Annotated in this window: 20 protein-coding genes; 13 read left to right on the forward strand and 7 right to left on the reverse strand. The window is 46.8% G+C overall.

What is annotated here, in order from left to right; genetic code table 11:
• Positions 1–113 precede the first annotated feature (113 nt).
• Positions 114–671 (forward strand): NADPH-dependent FMN reductase, encoded by a 558-nt coding sequence (locus NLX73_RS21960; protein WP_254327329.1) that lies wholly within the window; start codon positions 114–116, stop codon positions 669–671.
• A gap of 101 nt (positions 672–772) precedes the next feature.
• Here NLX73_RS21960 and NLX73_RS21965 read toward each other — a convergent pair whose 3' ends face one another.
• The 3 genes from NLX73_RS21965 to NLX73_RS21975 form a co-directional block, all read right to left on the reverse strand.
• On the reverse strand, positions 773–1,696 hold the full coding sequence (locus NLX73_RS21965) for a ketopantoate reductase family protein (protein ID WP_254327330.1): 924 nt from the start codon (positions 1,694–1,696) through the stop codon (positions 773–775).
• The gene (gene panB / locus NLX73_RS21970) at positions 1,696–2,568 is read right to left on the reverse strand and encodes a 3-methyl-2-oxobutanoate hydroxymethyltransferase (RefSeq protein WP_254327395.1); all 873 of its coding nucleotides are present in this window, start codon (positions 2,566–2,568) and stop codon (positions 1,696–1,698) included. Before panB ends, NLX73_RS21965 begins: the two co-directional genes overlap by 1 nt.
• 357 nt (positions 2,569–2,925) lie before the next feature.
• A complete protein-coding gene (locus NLX73_RS21975; RefSeq protein ID WP_167686410.1) occupies positions 2,926–3,087 on the reverse strand; it encodes a hypothetical protein in 162 nt (53 codons plus the stop codon).
• Between the two features lie 130 nt (positions 3,088–3,217).
• Between NLX73_RS21975 and NLX73_RS21980 the strand changes: the two genes are divergently transcribed.
• From NLX73_RS21980 to NLX73_RS21990, 3 genes are all read left to right on the forward strand, one after another.
• The gene (locus tag NLX73_RS21980; RefSeq protein WP_254327331.1) at positions 3,218–3,589 is read left to right on the forward strand and encodes an MmcQ/YjbR family DNA-binding protein; all 372 of its coding nucleotides are present in this window, start codon (positions 3,218–3,220) and stop codon (positions 3,587–3,589) included.
• 141 nt (positions 3,590–3,730) lie between these two features.
• Positions 3,731–4,357: a nitroreductase family protein gene (locus NLX73_RS21985; RefSeq protein WP_029515856.1), complete on the forward strand. Its 627-nt coding sequence runs from the start codon at positions 3,731–3,733 to the stop codon at positions 4,355–4,357.
• Positions 4,358–4,412: 55 nt separating this feature from the next.
• On the forward strand, positions 4,413–5,363 hold the full coding sequence (locus NLX73_RS21990; protein ID WP_250259474.1) for a ring-cleaving dioxygenase: 951 nt from the start codon (positions 4,413–4,415) through the stop codon (positions 5,361–5,363).
• Positions 5,364–5,489: 126 nt separating this feature from the next.
• On the opposite strand, the gene NLX73_RS21995 is transcribed toward NLX73_RS21990, so the two are convergent.
• Positions 5,490–8,849, reverse strand: coding sequence for a DEAD/DEAH box helicase (locus NLX73_RS21995; RefSeq protein ID WP_254327332.1), 3,360 nt, complete (start codon positions 8,847–8,849; stop codon positions 5,490–5,492).
• Between the two features lie 165 nt (positions 8,850–9,014).
• The gene (locus NLX73_RS22000) at positions 9,015–9,965 is read right to left on the reverse strand and encodes a macrolide 2'-phosphotransferase (protein ID WP_254327333.1); all 951 of its coding nucleotides are present in this window, start codon (positions 9,963–9,965) and stop codon (positions 9,015–9,017) included.
• Between the two features lie 331 nt (positions 9,966–10,296).
• Between NLX73_RS22000 and NLX73_RS22005 the strand changes: the two genes are divergently transcribed.
• Positions 10,297–11,385, forward strand: a complete 1,089-nt coding sequence (locus NLX73_RS22005; protein ID WP_235307180.1) for a site-2 protease family protein — start codon at positions 10,297–10,299, stop codon at positions 11,383–11,385.
• 152 nt (positions 11,386–11,537) lie between these two features.
• Here NLX73_RS22005 and NLX73_RS22010 read toward each other — a convergent pair whose 3' ends face one another.
• On the reverse strand, positions 11,538–12,458 hold the full coding sequence (locus NLX73_RS22010) for an AraC family transcriptional regulator (RefSeq protein WP_254327334.1): 921 nt from the start codon (positions 12,456–12,458) through the stop codon (positions 11,538–11,540).
• A 136-nt stretch (positions 12,459–12,594) separates the two neighbouring features.
• On the opposite strand from NLX73_RS22010, the gene NLX73_RS22015 reads away from it, so the two are divergent.
• From NLX73_RS22015 to NLX73_RS22045, 7 genes are all read left to right on the forward strand, one after another.
• Positions 12,595–12,765 (forward strand): MFS transporter, encoded by a 171-nt coding sequence (locus NLX73_RS22015; RefSeq protein ID WP_257785385.1) that lies wholly within the window; start codon positions 12,595–12,597, stop codon positions 12,763–12,765.
• Between the two features lie 41 nt (positions 12,766–12,806).
• Positions 12,807–14,813, forward strand: a complete 2,007-nt coding sequence (locus NLX73_RS22020) for a beta-galactosidase (RefSeq protein WP_254327335.1) — start codon at positions 12,807–12,809, stop codon at positions 14,811–14,813.
• A 133-nt stretch (positions 14,814–14,946) separates the two neighbouring features.
• Positions 14,947–16,746, forward strand: coding sequence for a sensor histidine kinase (locus tag NLX73_RS22025; RefSeq protein ID WP_254327336.1), 1,800 nt, complete (start codon positions 14,947–14,949; stop codon positions 16,744–16,746).
• Positions 16,743–17,810 (forward strand): response regulator transcription factor, encoded by a 1,068-nt coding sequence (locus NLX73_RS22030; protein WP_254327337.1) that lies wholly within the window; start codon positions 16,743–16,745, stop codon positions 17,808–17,810. The genes NLX73_RS22025 and NLX73_RS22030 overlap by 4 nt, the downstream gene beginning before the upstream one ends.
• A gap of 219 nt (positions 17,811–18,029) precedes the next feature.
• Entirely contained in the window at positions 18,030–19,310 is a 1,281-nt protein-coding gene (locus tag NLX73_RS22035) for an ABC transporter substrate-binding protein (RefSeq protein WP_254327338.1), read from the forward strand.
• Between the two features lie 38 nt (positions 19,311–19,348).
• Positions 19,349–20,233, forward strand: a complete 885-nt coding sequence (locus NLX73_RS22040; protein WP_023986930.1) for a carbohydrate ABC transporter permease — start codon at positions 19,349–19,351, stop codon at positions 20,231–20,233.
• Entirely contained in the window at positions 20,230–21,057 is an 828-nt protein-coding gene (locus NLX73_RS22045) for a carbohydrate ABC transporter permease (protein WP_061831277.1), read from the forward strand. Before NLX73_RS22040 ends, NLX73_RS22045 begins: the two co-directional genes overlap by 4 nt.
• Positions 21,058–21,528: 471 nt before the next feature.
• Here the strand turns inward: NLX73_RS22045 and NLX73_RS22050 are convergent, their stop codons facing one another.
• Positions 21,529–21,927 (reverse strand): hypothetical protein, encoded by a 399-nt coding sequence (locus NLX73_RS22050; protein WP_254327339.1) that lies wholly within the window; start codon positions 21,925–21,927, stop codon positions 21,529–21,531.
• Between the two features lie 173 nt (positions 21,928–22,100).
• On the opposite strand from NLX73_RS22050, the gene NLX73_RS22055 reads away from it, so the two are divergent.
• Positions 22,101–23,147, forward strand: a complete 1,047-nt coding sequence (locus NLX73_RS22055; protein WP_254327340.1) for a chymotrypsin family serine protease — start codon at positions 22,101–22,103, stop codon at positions 23,145–23,147.
• Positions 23,148–23,238: the final 91 nt, after the last annotated feature.

Below are 23,238 nucleotides of genomic sequence, written 5' to 3' on the forward strand. Positions count from 1 at the left end.
CCGTTTGTTCATAGGAAGAATCGCTGACGTTCATCCACTTTTTAATTCTCTTGTTAGCTATAGTACACTGAATATGCAAGATTAGATCAAGTTAAAAGAAATGAGATGATCGGATGGAACAGAAAATTAAGGTATTGGCTATATCGGGTAGCCTTCGTCAAAAATCCTCCAATACAGCGCTTATGAAGGCTACTATGGGGCTGGCTTCTGAAAATATGATGTTCACAGTCTATGATGGATTGGGGGGGCTTCCGCATTTTAACCCTGACTTGGATGTAGAGGAGGGGTCAGCTTCCGTAAGAGAGCTACGGGAACAATTGAAACAAGTGGATGGAGTGCTGATCTGTACACCGGAATATGGGAATGGGGTGCCGGGTGCTTTGAAAAATGCCTTGGATTGGCTCGTATCTTCAGGTGAATTTGTAAATAAACCTACAGCGGTCATCAGCGCGTCACCGTCTCCTATGGGCGGCCATCTGGCGCATGCCTCGCTGCTGCTCACATTGCAAATGATCAATGCAGAGATTGTGGAGAATGGAAAGGTCATTATTCCGCATATCACCTTGAAGCTAAACCAGGAAGGTGAAATTACAAACGCTGAAACTAGGCAGGAGCTAGAAGCATTACTTCAAGGGCTTGAGCAAGCTTGCTTAAGCACAGGAACTCTTTAGATTTTTGAAGTTTAATAAAGGAAAAGCAGCGGCAGTCTAAGATTTCATTATCACCTTCGAAGCTGCCGCTTCCTCTTTTAATTGATTTTAAAGTTTGAATTTTAGACGGTGTCCAATAAGTTCTCGTATACCTTTAATCGGGCATATACCGTTTCGAGTATGGGGTAAACAGTATTACTGGTTGAAGCCAATGCAAGCAGTGAACCATGTAGATGACTGGCTTCAATCGGAAGCTTTTTATGCATATCGCGTTGCATGGATGACATCATCTCTGGTCGTAAGGATTCCATCGTTTTCAGTGTATGAGCTTCCATCTCCGAATCAATCGGCATCCCTGCGTTGCGAGCAAGTGTGACAATCTCATGCAGCAGTTTTTCGTATATAGCACGTGACTCTGCCGTGGCAAGTATAGTCCCAACCGAGGCATCCATCAGTGTTGTAATTGCACTCAAGCTGGCAACGAATATATATTTCTGCCACACTTCACGCTGAATATCGTGACTTCGTGCCACTGTGAAGCCTGCATGATCAAGATGATTCAGCAGCAGTTGTGTACGCTCTGATTGCACTCCGTTCCATTCACCGAAGACGATACGGTGGAACGGACTTGTCTGAACAACAGAACCATCATGATCCAGCGTAGTTTCAATATAACAAAGTCCGCCCAGCACTTTTTCAGAACCGAATTGCTTGCGCAAAAAGTCAAAATGTTCGTAACCATTAAGTAACGGAAGAATCATGGTATGATCACCGACATAAGGCTCAAGATCAAATTGCAATTGGGGAAGATGATACGCTTTAACTGAAATGATAATACAGTCGAACGGATCGGCGTCTTCACCATTTGTAATAGCACGGATTGGCGTCTGGAAATCTCCATGAACACTTCTAACAATCAGACCGTCTTCTGCCAACTGAGATTTTTTTGAAGGGCGTACGAGGAAGGTCACGTCTTCTCCTTTTTGAACAAGAAGTCCCCCAAAATAACCTCCAATCGCCCCTGCACCTACAATCAGAAATCGCATTATAGGGTCCCTGCCTTTACTTTTGCATTCCCGTATAATCCTTCTACTACGTTCTCATCTGCCTTAAAAACATGCTCCTCGCCTGGGAAAGAACGATTCTTCACGTCTTCGACATATTGCCCGATGCTGTTACGAATCAAAGCACCTATATCCGAATAGGTTTTTACGAACTTTTTCTCCCGGTAAGGAGATGAATATTGTAACATGTCATGATACACCAAAACCTGGCCATCACAGTATCTCCCCGCACCGATGCCAATGACCGGAATAGATATCTCCTGGGTGATGTTCTTCGCCACTTCCTCTGTCACCAGCTCCAGCACGATGGCAAAAGCTCCCGCTTGCTCCAGGGCCCGGGCATCATTTAGAAGGCGCTCAGCGGCCTGTGAGTTTTTACCTTGAATGAAGTATCCGCCGATTTGATGCACAGACTGGGGGGTAAGTCCGATATGCCCCAGCAGGGGGACGCCGGATTGGACAATTCGCTTCACGGTGTCGCAAATTTCCATGCCCCCTTCTAGTTTTACGGCATGAGCATGTCCCTCTTGCATGAGCCTGCGCACATTAGTAAGGGCTTCTTGACTACTCCCGTGGTACGTCATAAATGGCATATCCGCGACAATAAAAGTATGTTCCGCACCGCGCACGACAGACCGTGTATGATAGACCATATCATCCATAGTGACGGGCAGTGTGGAGTTATAATTAGATAACACATTACCTACGGAATCACCGACAAGGATGATATCGATCCCGGCTTCCTCAGCCAAACGAGCAGATGGATAGTCATACGCCGTAATCATACTTATAGGTGAACCTTCTTGTTTCATTTTCTTGAATTGTAAAATATTAAGTGCTTTCGAGGTTGCCATGGTTGCATTCAAATCCTTTCCTACCTTTATTTTAGATCACAAAAAAAACCTTTCAGCACATGGCTGAAAAGGTCCGAAAGGCAAAAAAAGAGTCAATTTGCGACCGTTCTTTTGTCTCGGTCCTTGCGGATCAGAGCAAAATCCAACGAGTTCACCTCCATAGGCTCACACATCTACATATTGAATTACACTAACTAGAGTACCGTTCGAATGTATCGATACAGCCTCTCACGGAAGTATACCAAAATATAGGGCTGTTGCATAACATTCTCTACTATATGAACAAAACAAGCCCCTCTAACTTTCTATTCGGAAGTGAAGGATTGTCAGCTTGCAGATACAGTATGTAAAATATCGCTAAATCTTTAGGACGTGTATGAAGTCATGGACGGTCGATAAATTCATATAGAAAGGATTGACCCTTCCGGTAGAAACGCCTTTTTGCTTGCGCGTCATATCTGGCTTTTTGACTGCGCCGTATAAGGCCAAGCCAAACAATGTGTGTGTGATGGTATCCATAATGACTCTCCTTTTAGCACAGTTCCCTAATTGTAGCACGGACTCGGTGTATTCGGAGTGCACGGAGGTGATATAATAGGGCGCAAATAGGTTCATAGTTCGACAACTTGGAGCAGAGGAGAGAAGGCTGGTGTTTGAGCAAATTGTAGCATATGGTCTGAGCCAAAAAGAGGCCGTTAAGGATTATCCATTTGGTGCTGATCCCCTGGTACTAAAAGTAGGGGGCAAGATATTTGCACTTCTAACTGAAAAGGATGACATTTGCCACGTATCCTTGAAATGTGATCCAGTCATTGCGGTAAATCTGCGTGAACAAAACAAGGCGATTAAGCCAGGCTATCATTTGAATAAAAAGCATTGGAATACGATTGAGGTTGATGCTACCTTCCCACTGGAGGATTTGTACAGCATGATCGACCATTCGTATGAGCTGGTCTTCAAGAGCTTAACCAAAGCGCAACGCGAAGCGATTACGATGAGAATACGGGCAACGGATCTGTAAAGGGCTGGTATAAGCCCTTAGGTTGTATCCAAAAATACTTATTAACATTATTATAGTTTTACTTGACAGAAATCACGAATGGATATATTCTTAATTTAAAGATAATTCATTTGAAAATAATATCAAGGAGTGGAACTTAACATGAGCGAACTGGTGAATATTATTCAAGAGAGAAGATCAGCTTCTAAATTTATTCCTGATGTTACTATAGATGCAAAAGAACTAGAAGAAATATTTCAGCTGGTGAAGTTTGCTCCATCGGCTTTCAATTTACAGCATGCGCGTTATATCGTAGTGCAGGATGCTGATACCAAACAAAGACTGCATGATGAGGCAAGTAAGCAGTATAAAATATTAACGGCTTCGGCGACCATTGTAGTGCTGGGGGATACAGAGGCTTATACCAAGGTAGCCGACCTCAACGAAGGATTCCTGAATTTGGGCGTTCTGAGCAAGCAGGAATATGATAGCACAGTAGAGTCGGTAACTCAGTTTTATCGCGAGCGGGGACCTGTCTTCCAGAGAGAAGAAGCGATCCGTAATGCCAGCCTGTCGGCTATGCAATTTATGTTGATTGCCAAGGACAAAGGCTGGGATACGTGCCCGATGATCGGTTTTGATCCGGCGAAGGTGCAGGAAGTACTGAATATTCCAGAGCAATTTGTACCGGTAATGATGATTACCTTGGGTAAAGAGGACGAATCGGGTCAGCGGGCACGGGGATACCGCAAGCCGGTTGGACAATTTGTCAGCTACAATGGATTTTGAAATTTGTAAATCATTTGTGTAAATAAATCAACATGTTAATGAAGGAGTGATAAAGATGTCATTGAAAACCGCTGGAATTCACCATATCACGTCCTTTGCAGGCGACCCGCAGGGCAACGTTGATTTTTACGCAGGCGTACTTGGTCTGCGATTGATTAAAAAGACGATCAACTTTGATGCTCCAGAAGTATACCATTTGTACTTTGGTAATGAAGAGGGCAGCCCGGGCACGATCATTACTTTTTTTCCAGCTCCGGGCACACGCAAGGGTAAGATTGGAGGTGGACAGGTCGGGATTACGACGTATGTCGTGCCGTCCGGTGCTTTGGAATACTGGGAAAACCGTCTGCACAGCTTGAAAGTATCTTTCACGAAGGCCACTCGTTTTGGCGAGTCATTCATCCAGTTCCGAGACAACGAGGGCTTACATCTGGAGTTGGTGGAACGGGAAGATGGCCCGTTGAACACGTGGACAGCCGGGGGTGTGCCCACGGATAAAGCTATCAAGGGCTTTGGCGGGGCGGTACTGTACAGTGCGGATTCCAAGCATACGCAAGGGGTGTTGGAGAACGTCCTGGGGATGACTCTCATCGGAGAAGACGCAAATGCAGGCTACATCCGCTATCAGACGACAGGTGATTTGGGCAACCTGATCGACATTCCGGTCAAAGATGTCCCGTGGGGGAATGGCGGCGCCGGTACGGTTCACCATATTGCCTGGCGCGCGCAGGATGATACGGAGCATCAGGCATGGAACGAATGGGTTCATCAGCATGGTTTTGGGACCAGTGGCATTGTAGATCGCCAATACTTCAATGCCGTATACTTCCGCGAGCGGGGCGGTATTTTATTCGAGATCGCAACCGATCCACCCGGATTTACCGTGGATGAGGAATTGAATGAGTTGGGACATAAGCTGATGCTGCCTGAATGGTATGAGCCTCAGCGTACCCAGATTGAGTCTAACCTAGTTCCCATTGAACCTAGAGTATTAAAACAGGATTAATCTGCTCGATCAAAACAATCATATTAGAACGAAAAAGGTCCAATGCGGGAAAATTTCTACCGTCAATTGGACCTTTTTTGCATGTGGAATTGTCAGACTAACGTAAAAATAAGCGTGGAGAGTTGGCTAGATCATGAGCAGTTCACGAATCTCCAGCTCGGTCAGTGCCGAAAGGGTTTCTTGCCCCGGCTGAATGACCTGGTCGATCATGTTTTTCTTTTTTTGTTGCAGCTCATACATTTTGTCCTCTACCGTACCTTGGGCGACGAGACGAATAACCTGCACGACTTTTTTCTGGCCCATTCGGTGTGCTCGGTTGGTAGCCTGCTCCTCTACAGCGGGATTCCACCACAGGTCATACAGAATGACCGTATCTGCACCAGTGAGATTCAGGCCAGTGCCTCCTGCTTTTAGGGAAATCAGGAACAGCTCGCGTTCTCCTTCGTTGAAACGATTGCACAGCTCGACTCGTTCCGAAGCGGGCGTCTGCCCATCCAGGTAAAAGTAGGACACCCCTTCTCGAGCAAGCTCGCGTCCGATCATTTGAAGCATCGTGGTGAACTGTGAAAAAATGAGCATCCGTTTCCCGGAGCTGAGACATTCCGTAATGATCTCCAACAGCTGTTCAAATTTGGCAGAGCTACCCGTATATCCTTCGATGAATAAGCCAGGATGACAGCAGAGCTGACGAAGTCGAGTCAGACCGGCGAGAATTTTGATCCGATTTTTCTGAAATCCTTCCTCGTTGAGATGCTTCAACGTTTCATGCTGAAGCTTGGCCAGATAGGCGGTGTACAGCTTTTTTTGATCTGGCAGAAGCCGGGATACCTGCACGGATTCGATTTTCTCTGGCAGCTCCTTGAGGACATCACTCTTAAGACGGCGCAGCAAAAACGGACGAACCCGCTTGGCGATCACATTTCGAGGCAGGTTGTGAAACGCTCTTTTCCCGCCGGGAAATAGCGCAGGAAATACAACGTCAAAGATGGACCACAGCTCCTCCAACGTATTTTCTACGGGCGTTCCTGTCAGGGCAAACCGGTAACGAGCTTTTACATCCTTAACAGCCTGTGCCGTCTGGGTGGCATGGTTCTTGAAAGCCTGCGCCTCGTCCAGAATGAGCGTATGAAACGATGGCTTGCTGTACACATCTGCATCGCGCCGTAGCAGCGGATAGGACGTAATGACGACGTCATAACTGGCGGCATCCCGTATGATTCGGCCGCGTTCTTCCGGGCTGCCATCTGCGATAGTGACGCGGACGTGTGGAGCAAATTTCTCCAGCTCATTCCGCCAGTTGTATACCAGCGATGCAGGGGACACGATCATGGCTGGAAGCTGCTGGCTGCGGATCTCCGGCAATACTGAGACGAGAAAGGCGATACTTTGCAGCGTTTTACCCAGCCCCATATCATCTGCCAAAATGCCCCCAAAACGGTAATGCGCCAATGTCTTAAGCCATTGAAAGCCGTAAACCTGATAATCTCTCAAGATTGGGGCAAGCATGTCTGGAACTGGAAAGTCGAGATGGTCTGGGTTGCGTATATTTTCCAGCAGCTGGCGAAAGGTTTTACCCAAAGTCAGATTTTTCCCATGATCGTGAGGATCAATTAAGTACAGTCCTTGCGTGACGGGAACACGAATTTGTGCTGCATCCAGATCACTTTTGCGGATACCTGTTTCATTCATGAACCGAATCAATTCCTTGTACTCTTCTGTTTCGAGCGGCAGCAAGGCACCATTCGGCAGACGGTGATATTTCTGTTTTTCCTCTAACGATTTGAGCAGTTTGCGAATTTCCGGTTCCGGTATGCCCTCCATATCAAATTTAAATTCAAGCCAATCTGTACGTTCATCCCACTCCGCGCGTATCCTTGGGGTAGGCAGAGTATTGTTTATTTTTGCTTTGACTGCACCTGTGGCATAGACGTCCAGCAGCTTTTCCAGTTGCGGAACAGTATGATACAAAAAATCATACTCTGCATCTTCATCTTCCATAAAATATCCGCTATCTGTTCTAGCAAAGGAGCTATGCTCCATCAGCTCCAAAATCCGCTGCTCCTGTTCCCCATCACGTATCAGAATTCGGTCGATACCAGGCGTTCGTGCATCTGTTTCCAGCGGGTTGATGATGATATCCCCATATTGGAACTCCAGCCCTGCCAGCAGCTTGTCTCTTACCCGGTCCAGATATAGCTTTGCCTTCAATGGCTGCTGTGTGACCCGATCTGAGACGGACCGAGTCATATGAACACGTCCGAGCTTCATTAACCCGGGTACAACCTTGTCCATAAAAGATTCCATCTGCTCTGGCGCAATCTGAACTTTTCGCCTGTGGTGTACTTCTATCATCCGTTTTAGCTCGGACAAACGCCGTAAGGGATCGGCTTTCTGTTTGACAAGCTTGCCATCGGCAATGACGACACCATAGTCTTCCATGATGGTCAAGTCATCCAATCCTTGAATGCTTAGCTGGTAGCCTTCGATTTCGGCCTCATCAAATTCAAATTGCAGCGGAAGCATCAGGTCGGACTGGGGAATACCCTCGCTCATGTTTCCGTGAATTTCAAAGTAGACGCCCTGTGCTGCTGTCAGCAAGGGGAGCAGCCTTTCCCAAGCCGCAGGCGGGATGAGGAGCATTCGCTCGCCGCTCATATGACTACTGGAAGATGAATATGTGCCTGAGGTTTCCCGAATCATACGCTCATGGTGGCACACCTGGGATAATTGCTGGAGAATAGCGTCATGTTCAGGACGGAAGCGGTACAACTCAGGCTCGTACGAGAAGCTTTTCGTGAACATGTAGCTATCCCCACGGTCAATACTATCCAGAAACGGACGAATTTTCTGGACGATATATAATCGTTTGGGACCAGCCTTCATTTCTACACTAAACATATATTTTTGGTAACCATAGGCAAAAGGCCGGATGACGAACTGAAAATCCAAGACCGCGCGAGTATCCAGCAGGGTTGGTGTGCTGCGAAGCGGTCGCTTGCGGTCAAATAGTTTTAACATACTGTCGGTCAGCTGGAGATCGCCTCGTGTGATGTCAGAGGATCGTGCCGTTCTAGCAGTGTGATCATATGGAGCATCTGTAGATGCGTACATCCCGTCTGAATCCATGCTTCCTGCTGTATCTGGGGCAGTACCGGGATGAAGCCTGGAGGCATAGGAGCGCACAGACAGACTTTTTCCACGGCGTATATCATGGGCGTTAAGGAGAACAGCTGCGATATGTTTACAATATCGTCCGGTGTTCTGAAATGTGCTACAGGTGCATTCTGCTCGGATACTTCCATTGGATCGGATCATCGCCGCAACAGCATAAAAGCTGCTTCCTTTGACCGTAGCTTCGTACACACCTTCATCATGATCTATTTGTGTAAAGGCCACCCTTTTGGCCCGGTAATAGGCATCCCCGTCGTCATAAGCGGCTTGACTGCATAGTTGTCTGATGGCTCGCCGGGTAAGTTCAAAACTCATGATTCGTAATCCTTTCCTGGGTTATTCCGTTTTCTTATATGATAACAGAACAGACAGGAGGATGGACACTTGGGTGCGGAACGCAACATTACGAAAAAGGAGAGCAGAAAAAAAGCAGGCCTTGGTCCGTCATTGAACCAAAGCCTGCCAGTGGCTATAGCTATATTATATGTCGGGCAGTCCTTCTTCTTGCTCATGGATACCCAGCGCGTTACGTGCCATCTCCATATATTCATCTAGTCCGGATTTGAGGGCGAATTCGGCGATAAGCACAGGGTAAGCCGCGGTCAGTTCAACGATATGTTCGCTCATACGCGGCCATACATATCCGCCTGCTGCCTCGTAAAGCTTCAATAAACGAGTAAGCTCTACTTCTCCGAACAAAGTATAGTAACTCGTAAAATCAATCGCCGGATCAGCTACTTCGGCCTCGGTCCAGTCCAACATTCCAGTAACCTCTGTATTCGAAGAGACTAGAATATGGCCTGGGTGCAAATCGCCGTGTACAAGTGCGGAATATTCCGGCCAGTAGCTATCGTCTACCAGCCAGGTTTGCCATCGTTGCCACAGCTCACCAGATACACCAAAGATGCGCCTTATTTCCTTCATCCGCTGGGCCATCAATTGCCGAACTTCGTCGTGCTGCTTTACGCGGACACCGAAATCTGCTGCCTGTTGGTGATCCGTCCGGTGCAACGCGGCTAAGGCTTTAGCGAGCGAAGCAACGAATCTTTCCGTCAGAGCCTCAGGATTGATGAACCATACGTAGCTTTTGGTTTCCATATCAATGGTAGCGGCAGGAGTGCCCTCCAGTTGAGGGTAGGCGATGAACTCTGGACTATACACTTGCCAATCCGGTACCGCTACAGGAAGAGTATCACGAATCAACTGAAGCACTTTGTACTCGTAAGCGGCTGATTGGACCACATCTGTTCGTCGCGGTGTACGTAGAACCCAAGGGGTACCCTGAATGTCTTTGGCGAATAGTGCCCGGAAATCTAGCCCGGACTCGTTGAGCTCCAATCTTTCATGTAGTATGTGAAGCCCGTTGCTTTTGGCAAGGGCCAATATATCGCTAACGTCTTTTGAGTTAGTCAAGGAACGCTTTTCAGTCATATGAAACACACCTCATTGTTCAGATTTAGTTTAAAAAAAGGTAACTTAAACAAGCATCAACCTTCCATATAAAAAAACGGTTGAGCTTCATTCAAAAGCCTATCCTTTTATCTGAGACGCATGTAGTGAGTACACATGAAAGAGCAAACCTCCTTTACAAAATAGGGCATCTAACCCAGCACCAATATAACATCCTACATTGGAGAATGTCTACAATACGAGGAATAATATAAACGGCTACCCCGGTTCGCTTATCTGTGGTTAGAGAAGTTTTTACAAGCTGCACATAGCAGGATACAATGGAAGTGTTAAAGAAAGGAGACGGATACCTTTGCAAAATGAAGAGAAAAAGACCGATTCCAAATCCGGCTCATCCAAATGGTACCTTGGTAGTGCAGCAGCATTGCTTCTTCTGAAAGGCAAGTCGTTACTTGCCCTTTTAAAATTCAGTAAATTTGGCGGTGCGCTGATATCTATGGCGATAACGATTAGCACATATGCGATCATTTACCCGTGGGGATTTGCGGTCGGATTCGTGTTGCTGTTGTTTGTGCATGAGCTGGGACATGTATGGGCTGCCAAGCGCAAGGGGCTTCCCGTGTCAGCACCGTTATTTATTCCTTTTCTCGGTGCGCTGATCACAATGAAACGGCAACCTTTGGATGCGCAGACAGAGGCTTATGTAGCCATGGGAGGCCCGTTACTGGGGACGGTTGGGGCTATGGCGGTATACGCAGGAGCCTATGCAACAGACAGTCCCCTGTTGTATGCGCTCTCGTATGTCGGCTTTTTCCTGAACCTGATCAACCTGCTGCCGATTCATCCACTCGACGGAGGACGAATTTCCACGGCAGTGACGCGTTGGCTGTGGCTGGTGGGCTTATTGGGTGGAATTGTAGTCGTAGTATATTTAAAATCCTTTTTATTTTTCTTCATATGGGCGTTCTTTGCCTACGATTTGTACAAAAAATATGTTAAACGCAATAAAGGAGAGGTCAAGATCCAATCCTTTTTGCAAAAGCCGCTGGTGAATGTACAGCATCTGTATGAGCAAGGATATCCGCTGCCCGGACCGGAGCACACACGCAGATTATCCTTTAATACCTACTCGGATTTGGAGGGGCAGCAATATGTGACGGTGTATATGGAAAGTTTGGATGTGGAGCAGACACTTAAGCTGCCGCAGCAGTGTCTTGTCCAGCATGTATGGCTGAACGGTGTGGAACATATACCGACGCCGGATGCGTACCAGCTCAGATTGCTGTGTGGAATTGATTACATTCCGTTTGAAAATGATAAATATTACGAAGTGCCCGCATCATCGCGCTGGAAATTTGGCATCAGTTACTTAGCTTTGGCCGTATTCCTAATGGGGATGATGTATGTGGTGCACCAGCATATAGGGGATATTAGGCTGTGATCTGAATAATGAGTGCTTAGTCAAGATTTTAGATCATTAAGGCAACGGTACAGCTTATAGAAAATAGAGACAAAAGAGCGCGACAACCGCGATATTCGGTGTCACGCTCTTTTTTTGGTTGAATAACACGGTGGAGCTTTTGCTATCCGTCCTTATATCTTAATCCTTTGTTCATCAGTAATCGGTTTTAACGTCTGGCGGTATTTAAGTGGGCTGGTGCCTGTCCAGCGCTTGAACTGCCTGCTGAAATGAGCCAGACTGGAGTATCCGAGCAGGGAAGCTACCTTGTTGAGTGGCAGATTGGGCTGCTGGATCAGCACCTTAGCCTCATGCAGCTTGGTCTCCGATAGATAGTGACGTGGAGAATAACCGTATACCTTGCGGAACACTTCCTGGGCATAGCCGGGACTGATCCCGAGGGAAGCCGCCACATCTTCAAGACGGAATGCTTGCTCGCCAGATTCATCTTCCCGATAAGGCTTAAACCTTGATTGAATGGCTTCCATGATGGCCTTGGCATATTGAACGGATGAAGGCGCAATTCTGGGCTCCAAACCGGTAGATATCATTTGCGAGAATATCCCGAATAGCTCAAATAAGGCAATTTGCATACGAAAACGGTCTGCTGTCGTATATTCTCCGCTTTCCTGCACCATGCCAATCCAGCTATGGACGACCTTTTGCAGCTTGGTATTCGTTTCAGTACCCGCTGGAAAAAAGAGCTGATTGCTCTTAATCATTTCCTGACGGAATAATGGATCATCGACATTAAAATGAGAGCTAAAATAGTACATGCCGTTTGGGGAAACACATTGACTCACATGCTTGAAACCCGGCGGAATAATTAAAATATCACCTTCCCCAACCGAATATACGTTATTTTCCATAATCGTTTCCTGACGACCTTCTAAAATGAGTGCAATTTCAAAACCGATATGAGATTCCTCCGGCATGCACCAATCCGCTTGGACCCGGTGAATATGGGCGCCAAAAAATTTCACATTCCAGTCAATAATGGGCAGCCATTGGCAATCATGAAATAGAGCTGGATCAATATCAGGATTTAATATCATCAGATCACCTTCGATTAGGGCAAATTTTACACCGCTTAGACAATCTCATTGTATCTAACATTTAACTATAATAAAAGAGCGTTTACAAATGCTATAGTGTAAGCTTTTATATATAAAAGAAAGCGCTTGATCTGCTATTTATACGGATTATGTCGGCATATCTGTTTCTATTATCGGTACTTTATTCGTACTAGCCCGTATATGGGATGCACTTAGCGCTCCGATCTTCAGCGTGATCATTGACCGGGCCAATTTAAAGGGCGGCTTGGTTCGTCTATATCTTGCACTTCGGAGCGACTGGAATTGAATTTTGCAAAATCCTGATGAACCTAATTGGAGGACGACTTGATGAAAAAGCTACTGTACGGTGTTGCCTATTATGATGAGTATATGCCTTATGACCGTTTGGACCAAGATATTCAAATGATGAAGGATGCGGGCATCAACGTGGTGCGGATTGCCGAATCCACTTGGAGTACGCATGAACCGCAAAACGGCGTGTTTGATTTTACCTCTGTGGATCGGGTGCTGGACGCCATGCATAAGGCGGGCATTGAAGTCATTGTGGGGACGCCCACCTATGCCGTACCCACATGGCTGGTGAAGGAGCATCCCGATGTATTGGCGACAACGCCTCAAGGTCCGGGCAAATATGGAGCTCGCCAGATTATGGACATTACGAACCCGGTGTACCTGTTCCATGCCGAGCGAATCATACGCAAGCTGATTGGGCGGGTGAGTCAGCATCCGGCGGTTATTGGCTTTCAGACGGATAACGAGACGAAGCATTACAACACGAGCGGGCCCAATGTGCAATTGCAATTTGTAAAGTATCTGCGGGAGCGGTTCGAATCGCTGGAGGAGCTCAACCGCAAATTTGGTCTGGATTACTGGAGTAATCGCATCAATAGCTGGGAGGACTTTCCTTCGGTGGTCGGAACGATTAATGGAAGTTTGGGCGCAGCCTTTTCCCAATTCCAGCGCAAGCTGGTGACGGACTTTCTGGCATGGCAGGTCGCGCTGGTGAAGGAATATAAGCGGGAGGACCAATTTGTTACGCAAAACTTTGATTTTGCGTGGAAAGGCTATTCCTTTGGCATTCAGCCGGATGTGGACCATTTTGCGGCATCGCAAGCCTTTGATGTGACTGGGGTGGATATTTACCATCCATCACAGGATGACCTGACTGGCATTGAAATTTCCTTCGGTGGCGATGTAGCGCGTTCGACGAAAAATAACAACTATCTAGTGCTAGAAACGGAAGCGCAGGCTTTTACCCACTGGGTTCCCTATCCGGGGCAATTGCGTCTGCAAGCGTTCAGCCATCTGGCTTCCGGGGCCAATATGGTGGCATACTGGCACTGGCATTCCATCCATAATTCCTTCGAAACCTACTGGAAGGGTCTGCTGAGCCATGATTTTGAGCCGAATCCAGTGTATGAGGAAGCACAGACCATAGGGAAGGATTTTGCAAGATTGTCTCCACATCTGGTCAACCTGAAAAAGAAAAATAAAACGGCAATTCTGGTCAGTAACGAAGCATTGACGTCGATTGACTGGTTTAAATTTAATATGAGTAGCCCGTTAAATTACAATGACATCGTACGTCGTTTGTATGACGAGTTGTATAAACTGAATATCGGGACGAATATCGTTCATCCAGGTACAGAATCGTTTGACGACTATGATCTCTTGATCGTCCCGGTTCTCTATTCTGCCCCAGATGCACTACTGGAGAAGCTGAACCGATATGTGGAGAAAGGTGGACATGTGGTATACACATTCCGAAGCGGATTTACCGACGAGCATGTGCAGGTGAGAACGTCCCGGCAGCCGGGCGTGATTAGCGAAGCCTGCGGCATTCATTACAGCTTGTTCGTGGAGCCGAAGAAGGTGACGCTCAAAAATAATCCTTTTGAGGTGGCACTAGAAGACAATCAGGTAGATACGTGGATGGAGCTGATTACCCCGACGACCGCCGAAGTGTTGGCCTATTACGATCACCCGCATTGGGGAAAATATGCCGCGATTACGCAAAACCGCTATGGTCAGGGAACAGCGACCTACATCGGCTGTGTCGTCAGTCCGGCGGTCATCCGTGAACTATTTAGCTCTGTAGCCAAAAAGGCAGGAGTATGGGGACTGGATCAGGAAGCGTCTTATCCGATCATTGTTAAATCCGGCACGAATGAGCTGGGACGGACAATCCGGTACTATTTTAACTATTCCGAACAAGCAGGCTCGGTGGTATATCCGCATGGAGACGGCAAGGAGCTGATTGGGGAGCATGCGGTTACCCAAGGACAAACGCTTACATTAGAGCCGTGGGGTGTTATAATTATCGAAGAAGCGTAAATGATGCATAGTGAGCCACAACTGACTCACGAATAATATCATATAGGTATTCTCCGGGAGTATCCGGTACATGAAGCGCCCCTGCGAATTGCGGGGCGTTTTCGCATATGGCTGAATAGAGGAGTGCATCGCTATGACAACCCGAGCAGTTCGCTGGTTCCGGGCGCTGACGGCCCCGTATCGACGCAGCATTCAGCTCAAGCTGATCTTGACGATGATTGTTCTATCTGTGCTGCCGGTCATTGCTGTCACGGTGCTGGCTGCGGAAAAAAGTAGAGCTTCCATGGAAGCTGAAGTAGTAGAGACGAACATGTCCAATATGAAATGGACGGGGATCTATATCAGCGACCAGCTAGATCGTCTAAATCATCTGATTTACAGCATTCAGATCAGCCCTGATCTGAGCGATTATTTGAATGAGCGCGAGCCTGACAATCTTTCAAGCCAATTTAATGCCCAGCGAAAAATGCTGAATACGATGGCGAATGTGTATTATTCGGCCGGAACTCATGTGATCGGCATCCAGCTTTATTTGAAGCAATCGCAAACCTTGTTTACCTTCAATAGTATGCAAAATGAAATTACGACAGTGAGCGGTATTCCCCCACAGTATACCGAGATGTGGCAAGCGAATAAGGATTATTCGATTCGTCCAAGCTCTAATGACCCGGAACGCTTTATTTTGACGCGCAGTATTCGGCGTTTTGAAGACCAGAAGCAGACGGGGGCTATTTCTTTGGATGTATTGTGGTCGCAATTCGATCAGACGCTGGGCCTGCTGGGACGAGGGGATCAGCATCAGGTGCTTATTACAGATGCAGATGGCGGAGTTATGTATCCAGCACAGGCTCGGCAGTCGCCTCCTCCTGCAAGTGTGCTGTCAGCTCTTCGTGACGTTAAGCCGGGCCCCGGGATGATTCAAACTGCTGAACATTATGTGTTCTATAATGATCTGGATGTAGTTGGTCTGAAGCTGGTCAAAATCGTACCCACTTCCTCCATTAACCACAGCGCTTTTTCAACGATGCTGTATGGTATTATCGTCGGCGTGATTTCAATCCTGGTTTCCATCTGCATTGCCGTTTTCATCGCATGGCGGACTGCACGTCCGATTGTTCATTTGGCGCGTTCCGTACAGGAGCTGGATATGATCAAAGGATCGATTGGACAGCCAAGTACACGCGCGGATGAGATTGGGCTGCTGGAAAGAAGTCTGCATGGGATGGCAGGCCGAATTCGCGAGCATATTCAGGCGGAATACAGTATAAATTTGCAAAAAAAGACGGCTGAATTGAAAGCGCTCCAAGCGCAGATTCATCCACATTTTCTGCAAAATACGCTGCAAATGATCGGAAGTATGGTGTTTTCGCAAAAGCCAGAGGACACCTATGAAGTCATTCGGTCGCTGAGTGAGATGTTCCGTTACGTGGTACGGGAACCTCAGGATTTGGCCTCTTTACGCGCAGAGCTCGACCATGTGGGACACTATATGCGCATCCAACAACGGCGATTTCCACAAAGATTGGTGTTTCAGGTGGAGACGGAAGAACAAGCGATGGATATTCGACTGCCTAAGCTATCGCTTCAGCCATTGTTGGAAAACACGTTTCAGCACGGTCTTGACCGAAAGGCGGGGGCATGGAGAATGGGGATTCGGGTAGAGATTATGAAAGAAGATGTGTGTATTACGGTTTGCGATAATGGAAACGGCATGGCCCCGGACAAGCTGGAAAAAGTACAGGCAAAGCTGGAAAACGCGTCGGAGGAACCGATCTGGGCGCAGGGGAGTCATATCGGATTGAGTAATGTGTCTTCACGCATACGGATGAATTTTGGAGTGCGCTACGGAGTGACGATAGATAGTGAGCAGGGAGTCGGTACACGTGTCACTATCCGCATTCCATTTACCTCAGCAGAGGAGGGAAAAGTATGATCAGAGTATTAATTGTGGACGATGAGCCGTGGAACCGCGATATTCTAAAGACATTTGGCACATGGGAAAAACTTGGAATGTTGGTAGTAGGGGAGGCTGAAGACGGAGACGAGGCGTTCAGGCTGGTCGGGGAGTTAGCTCCCCATATTGTGATTACTGATATGCACATGCCGGGTGCGGACGGAGTGGAGCTGCTGCAAGCGCTAAATAACCATTGTCCTGATGTAAAAATCATTGTCGTGAGCGGATATGATGACTTTGCGTATGCCAAACATGCCATCCGTTACAAGGCCGTCGATTATTTGTTAAAGCCAGTCAATCCTACAGAGCTGAATGCAGTGTTGCTCAAATGCAAAAACGATCTGGAGGTCAAGGCTGCTGAACAGCAGCAAGAAGCGACGGAGCTGGATTATGGTTTTTTTCACAAGCTGACCCGGTATAAGCAACTGCTGCGTCTTTATTTTAATGAGTTGAACCGTGACGGGGTGAACATAACTTGTAGGCAGGTTATGCAGGAGCTGGAGAGTTATGGAGCACCAAGTCCACATATGCTGGGCAGGCTGGTGCAGGAGCTTCTTTCCCTGCTAAAAGAGCTCGCAGCGGATAACGGGCTGGATACTTCTACGGCAAAGGCAGGATTCCCACTGTCGCAGGATGCCGTATCCTCTGTAGAACATGCGCTGGAATTCGTATCGTCGTGCTATGTTCAGGAACTGGATCAGCTCATTCGGCAGCGGAAATATAAAAACAAACTGAATTTAGAAGAAGTACGACGATATATCGACAGTCACTTTGCTGGACCGATTACACTGGAGCAGTTGGCAAAAAACTTTTTTGTGAGCAAAGAGTATATGAGCAAGGTATTTAAGCAGGAGTATGGTCAAAATGTAACGGACTACATTGTAGAGCGAAGAATGGAAAAGGCGCGGGAATGGCTGGTCAATAAACAGATTTCAATCAAAGCAGTCGCAGAGATGGCAGGATATGAGGATGTGTCTTATTTCTATCGGGTATTTAAAAAGCATTTTGGCATGGCACCCGGTGAAATGAGGAAGGAAGTTTAAAAAAGTCCAATCCAATAAACTAAGGGTGTCCAATGGCAGAAGTGACCTCTCATTCTATAATGAAAGCGTATACAAAACGAGCAGTACAATGGAATTTGGCCTTTATGAAGTTTGCACAGAGCTGAATAGAGGTTGAAGACCGGCGGCATAGCTGCTTTGAATAACAACTGATTTGCCGATGGGCAACGGTTATTTTCAAAATAGGGGAGGTCATTTTTCATGAAAATGTGGAAATGTGTATTGAGCACGATGCTGGTTGGCACGTTATTGGCCGGGTGTGGAGCGAATTCTTCAGGCAGTGACAGCAACGGTTCCGGTGGAGACGGCAAAACGGTGAATCTCAAAATGTTTATTGCTCAGCCCCGTTTGAAGGAGCACTACGATAAATACATTAATGCTTTCGTAGCGAAAGAGAAGAAAGATAAAAATATCGACGTTACGGTGCAACTGGAGATGCCGCCTGCTGACAACGCCGCACAAATTTTGAAGACAAGACTCGCATCCAATGATGCGCCGGACGTATTTGCATTGCACGCGGTGAATGAAATTCCTCCGTTTTATAAAGCGGGCTATTTGGAGGATTTGTCCGGTCAGCCTTTTGTCAACAAATTGATGGATAGTGTGAAGCCTTCGGTGACAACCAAAGACGGAAAGGTCGTAGCTGTTCCTTTAGAAACGATCTCATGGGGCTACTTGTACAATAAAAAGATATTTAAGGATTTGGATTTGCAGCCGCCGGGAACGTTGACCGAAATGAAGGCTGTGGTTGAGAAGCTGAAAGCGAATAATGTGAAACCGTTCCTGTTGTCTTACAAGGAATCCTGGATTCCACAGCTGTTCGTGCCTCTGACAGCAGGTGCGATGATGAACACACAGAATAAAGATTTTATCGAACGGATGAATCAGGACCAAGGCTCCTTTTCCGAAATGAAAAGCATGTTCGATATTATTGATCTGGTGAATAGCAACGGTACTGACAAGGCGCTGGAAATCGGCGGGGATGATGGATCGGCTGCGTTTGCCTCGGGTAAAGCGGCGATGTGGATTCAGGGACCGTGGTTTGCGGAAACGATTTTAAAATCTGATCCGAAGATGGATTTTGGGGTAGCACCGCTGCCGATTAATGACGATCCCAATGCGACATTGATCAATTTGTCCACTTCGACTTCACTGGCTGTATCCTCCACAAGCAAGAACAAGGAGGTTGCGCTCGATTTTGTTAACTATGTGCTGGATGACAAGGATTCTAGCGCGTTCTATGGAGCATTGAAATTTAACCCGATCTCCAAAGTGCATACGTTTAAAAGCTATCCTTGGGTTAATGACGCTACCGAATACGTAAAAGCAGGCAAGTCGTACCAAGATCCATCTATCCCGCAAGCGGTTAAGGACGAGGCAGGCAAATCGCTACAATCCTATTATGCTGGTCAGCTCACGCAGGATGATGTCATTAAGGCGCTGGATAAGGCATGGAAATCGTATAACAAAGTGAACAAGTAACGGTAACCTATAGAATTACACCAGGAGGGAGAGACTCCATGCCTTTTAAAATCTATAAAAAATACGTCATGCTACTGGCGTTTACGGCTCCGGCGCTGATCTTTTATGCTATCTTCCTGCTCATTCCAACGATCAGCGGCATGTACTACAGCTTTACAGACTGGAACGGATTGAATCCCAATTACAGCTTTATCGGCTTGGGGAACTTTGTGGAATCGTTGAAGGAAGACCCCGATTTTCTCAATTCCCTTTGGTTTACTCTTAAATACGTATTAGTGATGATTGTGCTGCAAAATGTACTGGCACTGGCTCTGGCAGTGTTGATTGAGTCGCGTACACGTACCAAAGGATTTTTCCGGACGATATTTTTCATGCCCAATATGATCAGTACCATTATTAGCGCATTTATGTGGACATTCGTTTTTTCTTCCGTGCTGCCACAGATCGCCGAAAAGACGGCTATCGCCTTTTTGGGCCAATCGTGGCTGGGCGATCCGAAAGTATCTTTCTTCTCTATCATTATTGTGTCGCTCTGGAATGGTGTCGGCTATATGATGATCATCTATCTGGCTGCGCTTCAAGGTGTACCACAAAGCTTGAAGGAGGCTGCTATTATTGACGGGGCGAACGCATTTCAGACATTACGAAGCGTAACGATGCCGATGATTACTCATGCGATTACGATCTGTTTCTTCCTGACGCTGAATGGTGCCTTCAAGGTGTATGAGGTCGTATACGGACTGACTGGCGGGGGGCCAGGGCGCAGTACACAGGTGATTACGATGAACATTTATGAGGAGGCGTTCTCCAACAACTTCCGTTATGGTTATGCGAGCGCCAAATCTGTTATTTTGTTCGCGATCGTTCTTATTTTCACCCTGATTCAGTTGCGCGTCATGAAGAAGAGGGAGGTGGAGGCATGAGGCTGAAGAAAGCCAATTCCTTGCTGATTACGCTGATTCTGTGCGTGGGCGCTGTCGTGTCCTTCTTCCCAATCTACATGGCGGTAATTAACTCGTTTAAAACACAGGGTGAGATGTTTGCATCCTTTACGACGCTGCCGACGAAGCTTCACTATGAAAATTACAGTCAGGCTTTTCATCAGACTCATTTGCTGAACAGCGCCCTTAATTCCACGATTATTTCTTTTATCGGCATTGGTGGCATTGTGATCTGTTCGGCACTGGCAGGCTACAAGCTGTCTCGTACACAGGGGAAACTGAGCGGTGCGATTTTCTTCCTGTTTGTCGCATCGATGCTGGTACCGTTTCACTCTATTATGATACCGCTTACGCGAATGGCAAAAGATTTGTCCGTTCAGGGCAGTACGTACGGCTTGGCCTTGATCTATATCGGCTTGGGTGTGAATATGGCGATCTTTTTGTATCATGGATTCGTCAAATCCATCCCGCGTGAGCTGGAAGAATCCGCACAAATGGACGGCTGTAATGAGTTTCAAACGTTCTTTCGCATTATATTTCCTTTGCTGCTGCCAATCACAGTTACCATCGCGATTTTGGATTTTCTGTGGATTTGGAATGACTTTTTGCTTCCATTGTTAATGCTGACGGATGTGAACCATTACACCCTGATTCTCTCGACCAATATGCTGTTTGGAGAGTACAACAAGGATTGGTCGCTTATTCTGGCCGCACTTGTGCTGACCTCCATCCCGGTTATCCTGATCTATGCATTCTTTCAGAAATTCATTATGGAGGGCATCGCAGAGGGAGCGGTTAAGGGATAACTGGAGACGGCGGGCAGTCAGATGGTACTTCCCATCGCCCTCATGACATAAATATCCCCAACGCTAACACGAAAACCTTCCTATGAATAAGGAAGGTTTTTTGTGATTCAGTTTTTTTCTCGCCAACGTTTCAATAAAAAGATGGGAAGGGTTACAAACAAAATTGCAAAGGCTACAATGATCCACCACTGAGGGTCAATGATATACAACACGACTCCGATCAGCAGAACTGTTGTTATTATGAAAATTCTCACTTTCAACATTGTTCTCTTACTCACCCTAGCTTCTAATTTTGGCAACGTTATGAGGGAGATTGCAGTTAACGCAGCAAAAAATATGGAGGTAAATGAATTATAGATAATATCAGCTCCTTGATCTAATTACCCACCCAGGATTGTTCGGAATTAATGTGATAAAACAGAAACCCCCCGCTGAGGAAGGCTTTTGTTTTGGAACGACGCACATCCAACGTTACTTCGAGAAAATACTTATAATAAAAAATAAAAGCGAAATGATGATCAAAGTTAGATATATACTAGAAACCCGTTTTCCGATCGTAGCTCCAAACTCTTTAGGATTTTTATATCCAATGATTAAACTGGGAATAAAAAAAATACTGGATAGAAAAATGGTGTAGTGAAACCTAGTATTATCAACACTGTTAGACCAGGCGGGCAATCCTAAAAAGGAAAGCAACTGGTCTCCCAATATGTAATTGCCAAATTCGAAAGAAACAGCCATACCAAGAAGAGATAAAAGCAGTGAAAGTGATCCCCAACCTATTTTTTTTCTGTTGTTTCTCAACAATTCAAAGATAATTAGTAAAATTACAATTGCTTGTATGCTGTATGTCAACATGATTGAAAACATAAAGTACCTCCTCGAACATTAGAATCAAATGATAAGATGTCAATTTCGGAAATGAGTATACCATTTTTTGGAATGTTTTCATATGCCTTTCAATACAGCGATCGTAAGATCAAAAGGAACGCGAAGCGGCCTTAGCCATACAATATTTCATCTGAATGTAAAAGGAGATGATTATGTTGGCTACCTTCTCGGCCGCGCTTCAAGTGAAAAAGCGAATGGCCAAGCGAGTCTTAAAAATGTCCGGTGTCCACGGCATTGGCGTAGGATACAGGGACCCTGCCCATCCTAAAAAGGGAGCCGCTGTCATTGTGTATACGGACCGTCTAGCGTCGGCCTCTACTGGACTCCTGTCGGCCACCGCCTTAGGAAAGAAAACGAACGTTCCAGTCCGAATTGTAAAAACTGGAAAGATCAGAGCCAATGCCACGGACTACAAAGTGCGCATACGCCCGGTCATCGCCGGCTACAGTGTCGGGACGATTGAAGGCTCCGGTTCAACCGGACTTATCGTTGCCCCAACTGGAGCGCCGGCGACGCGTTATCTTTTTAGCAATAACCATGTCCTCAATCCCTCCAATACAGACAATCGGGAGGCTACAATACAGCCAGGCGGAGCCGATGGGGGGACGGTTACTCAGGATCGTATGGGAAGGCTGTATCGTTACGTACGCTTGAATCCCACCGGTACAAACCTGATTGATGCGGCGCTTTCGCTTCCGACCCGTAACAACCTGCTCAATCCGCGTTACGCTACGGTAGGAGCGATTCCAGGTCATGTTACCGCATATCGCATAGGAGAAAGATTGAAGAAGGTTGGGCGTACGACCGGACGCGTCAATGGCACGGTAGAGTCCGTCTATACGGACCTGCAAATCAATTATGGCGGAGAGTTGGGCCTGCTGACCTTCGAAGATCAGACGGTTATTAGAGGTACGACTCCCGTATCACTACCTGGGGATTCTGGCTCTGTATGGCTCAGACAGTCAGATAATTATGCAGTTGCGGTCAACTATGCAGGCACGGCAGATGGTCGCTTATCCATAGCCTTTCCGGTGCAGTGGGCGATGCAGGTTTTCAACACACGGGTAGCCCGCCCCAACGGGGCAGGCAGGGTGCTCAGGGTAGATACAGGTTCTTCCCCTCGCTCCTATACTAGGCAACTCACCAGTGAGGAACTGGTTCGCTTAAGACCAAGAACGACACGCATTAGACGAAGCTAAACGTCCTATAGATGGAAAAGCTGCCGCTGATCGTCCCAATAAAGCGGTCGCTTTAAAAGCTTTCCGAAGGACTGCTTGCTTGGAAGCATCA

Source organism: Paenibacillus sp. CH40 (assembly GCF_024213605.1).
Taxonomy (GTDB): domain Bacteria; phylum Bacillota; class Bacilli; order Paenibacillales; family Paenibacillaceae; genus Paenibacillus; species Paenibacillus polymyxa_B.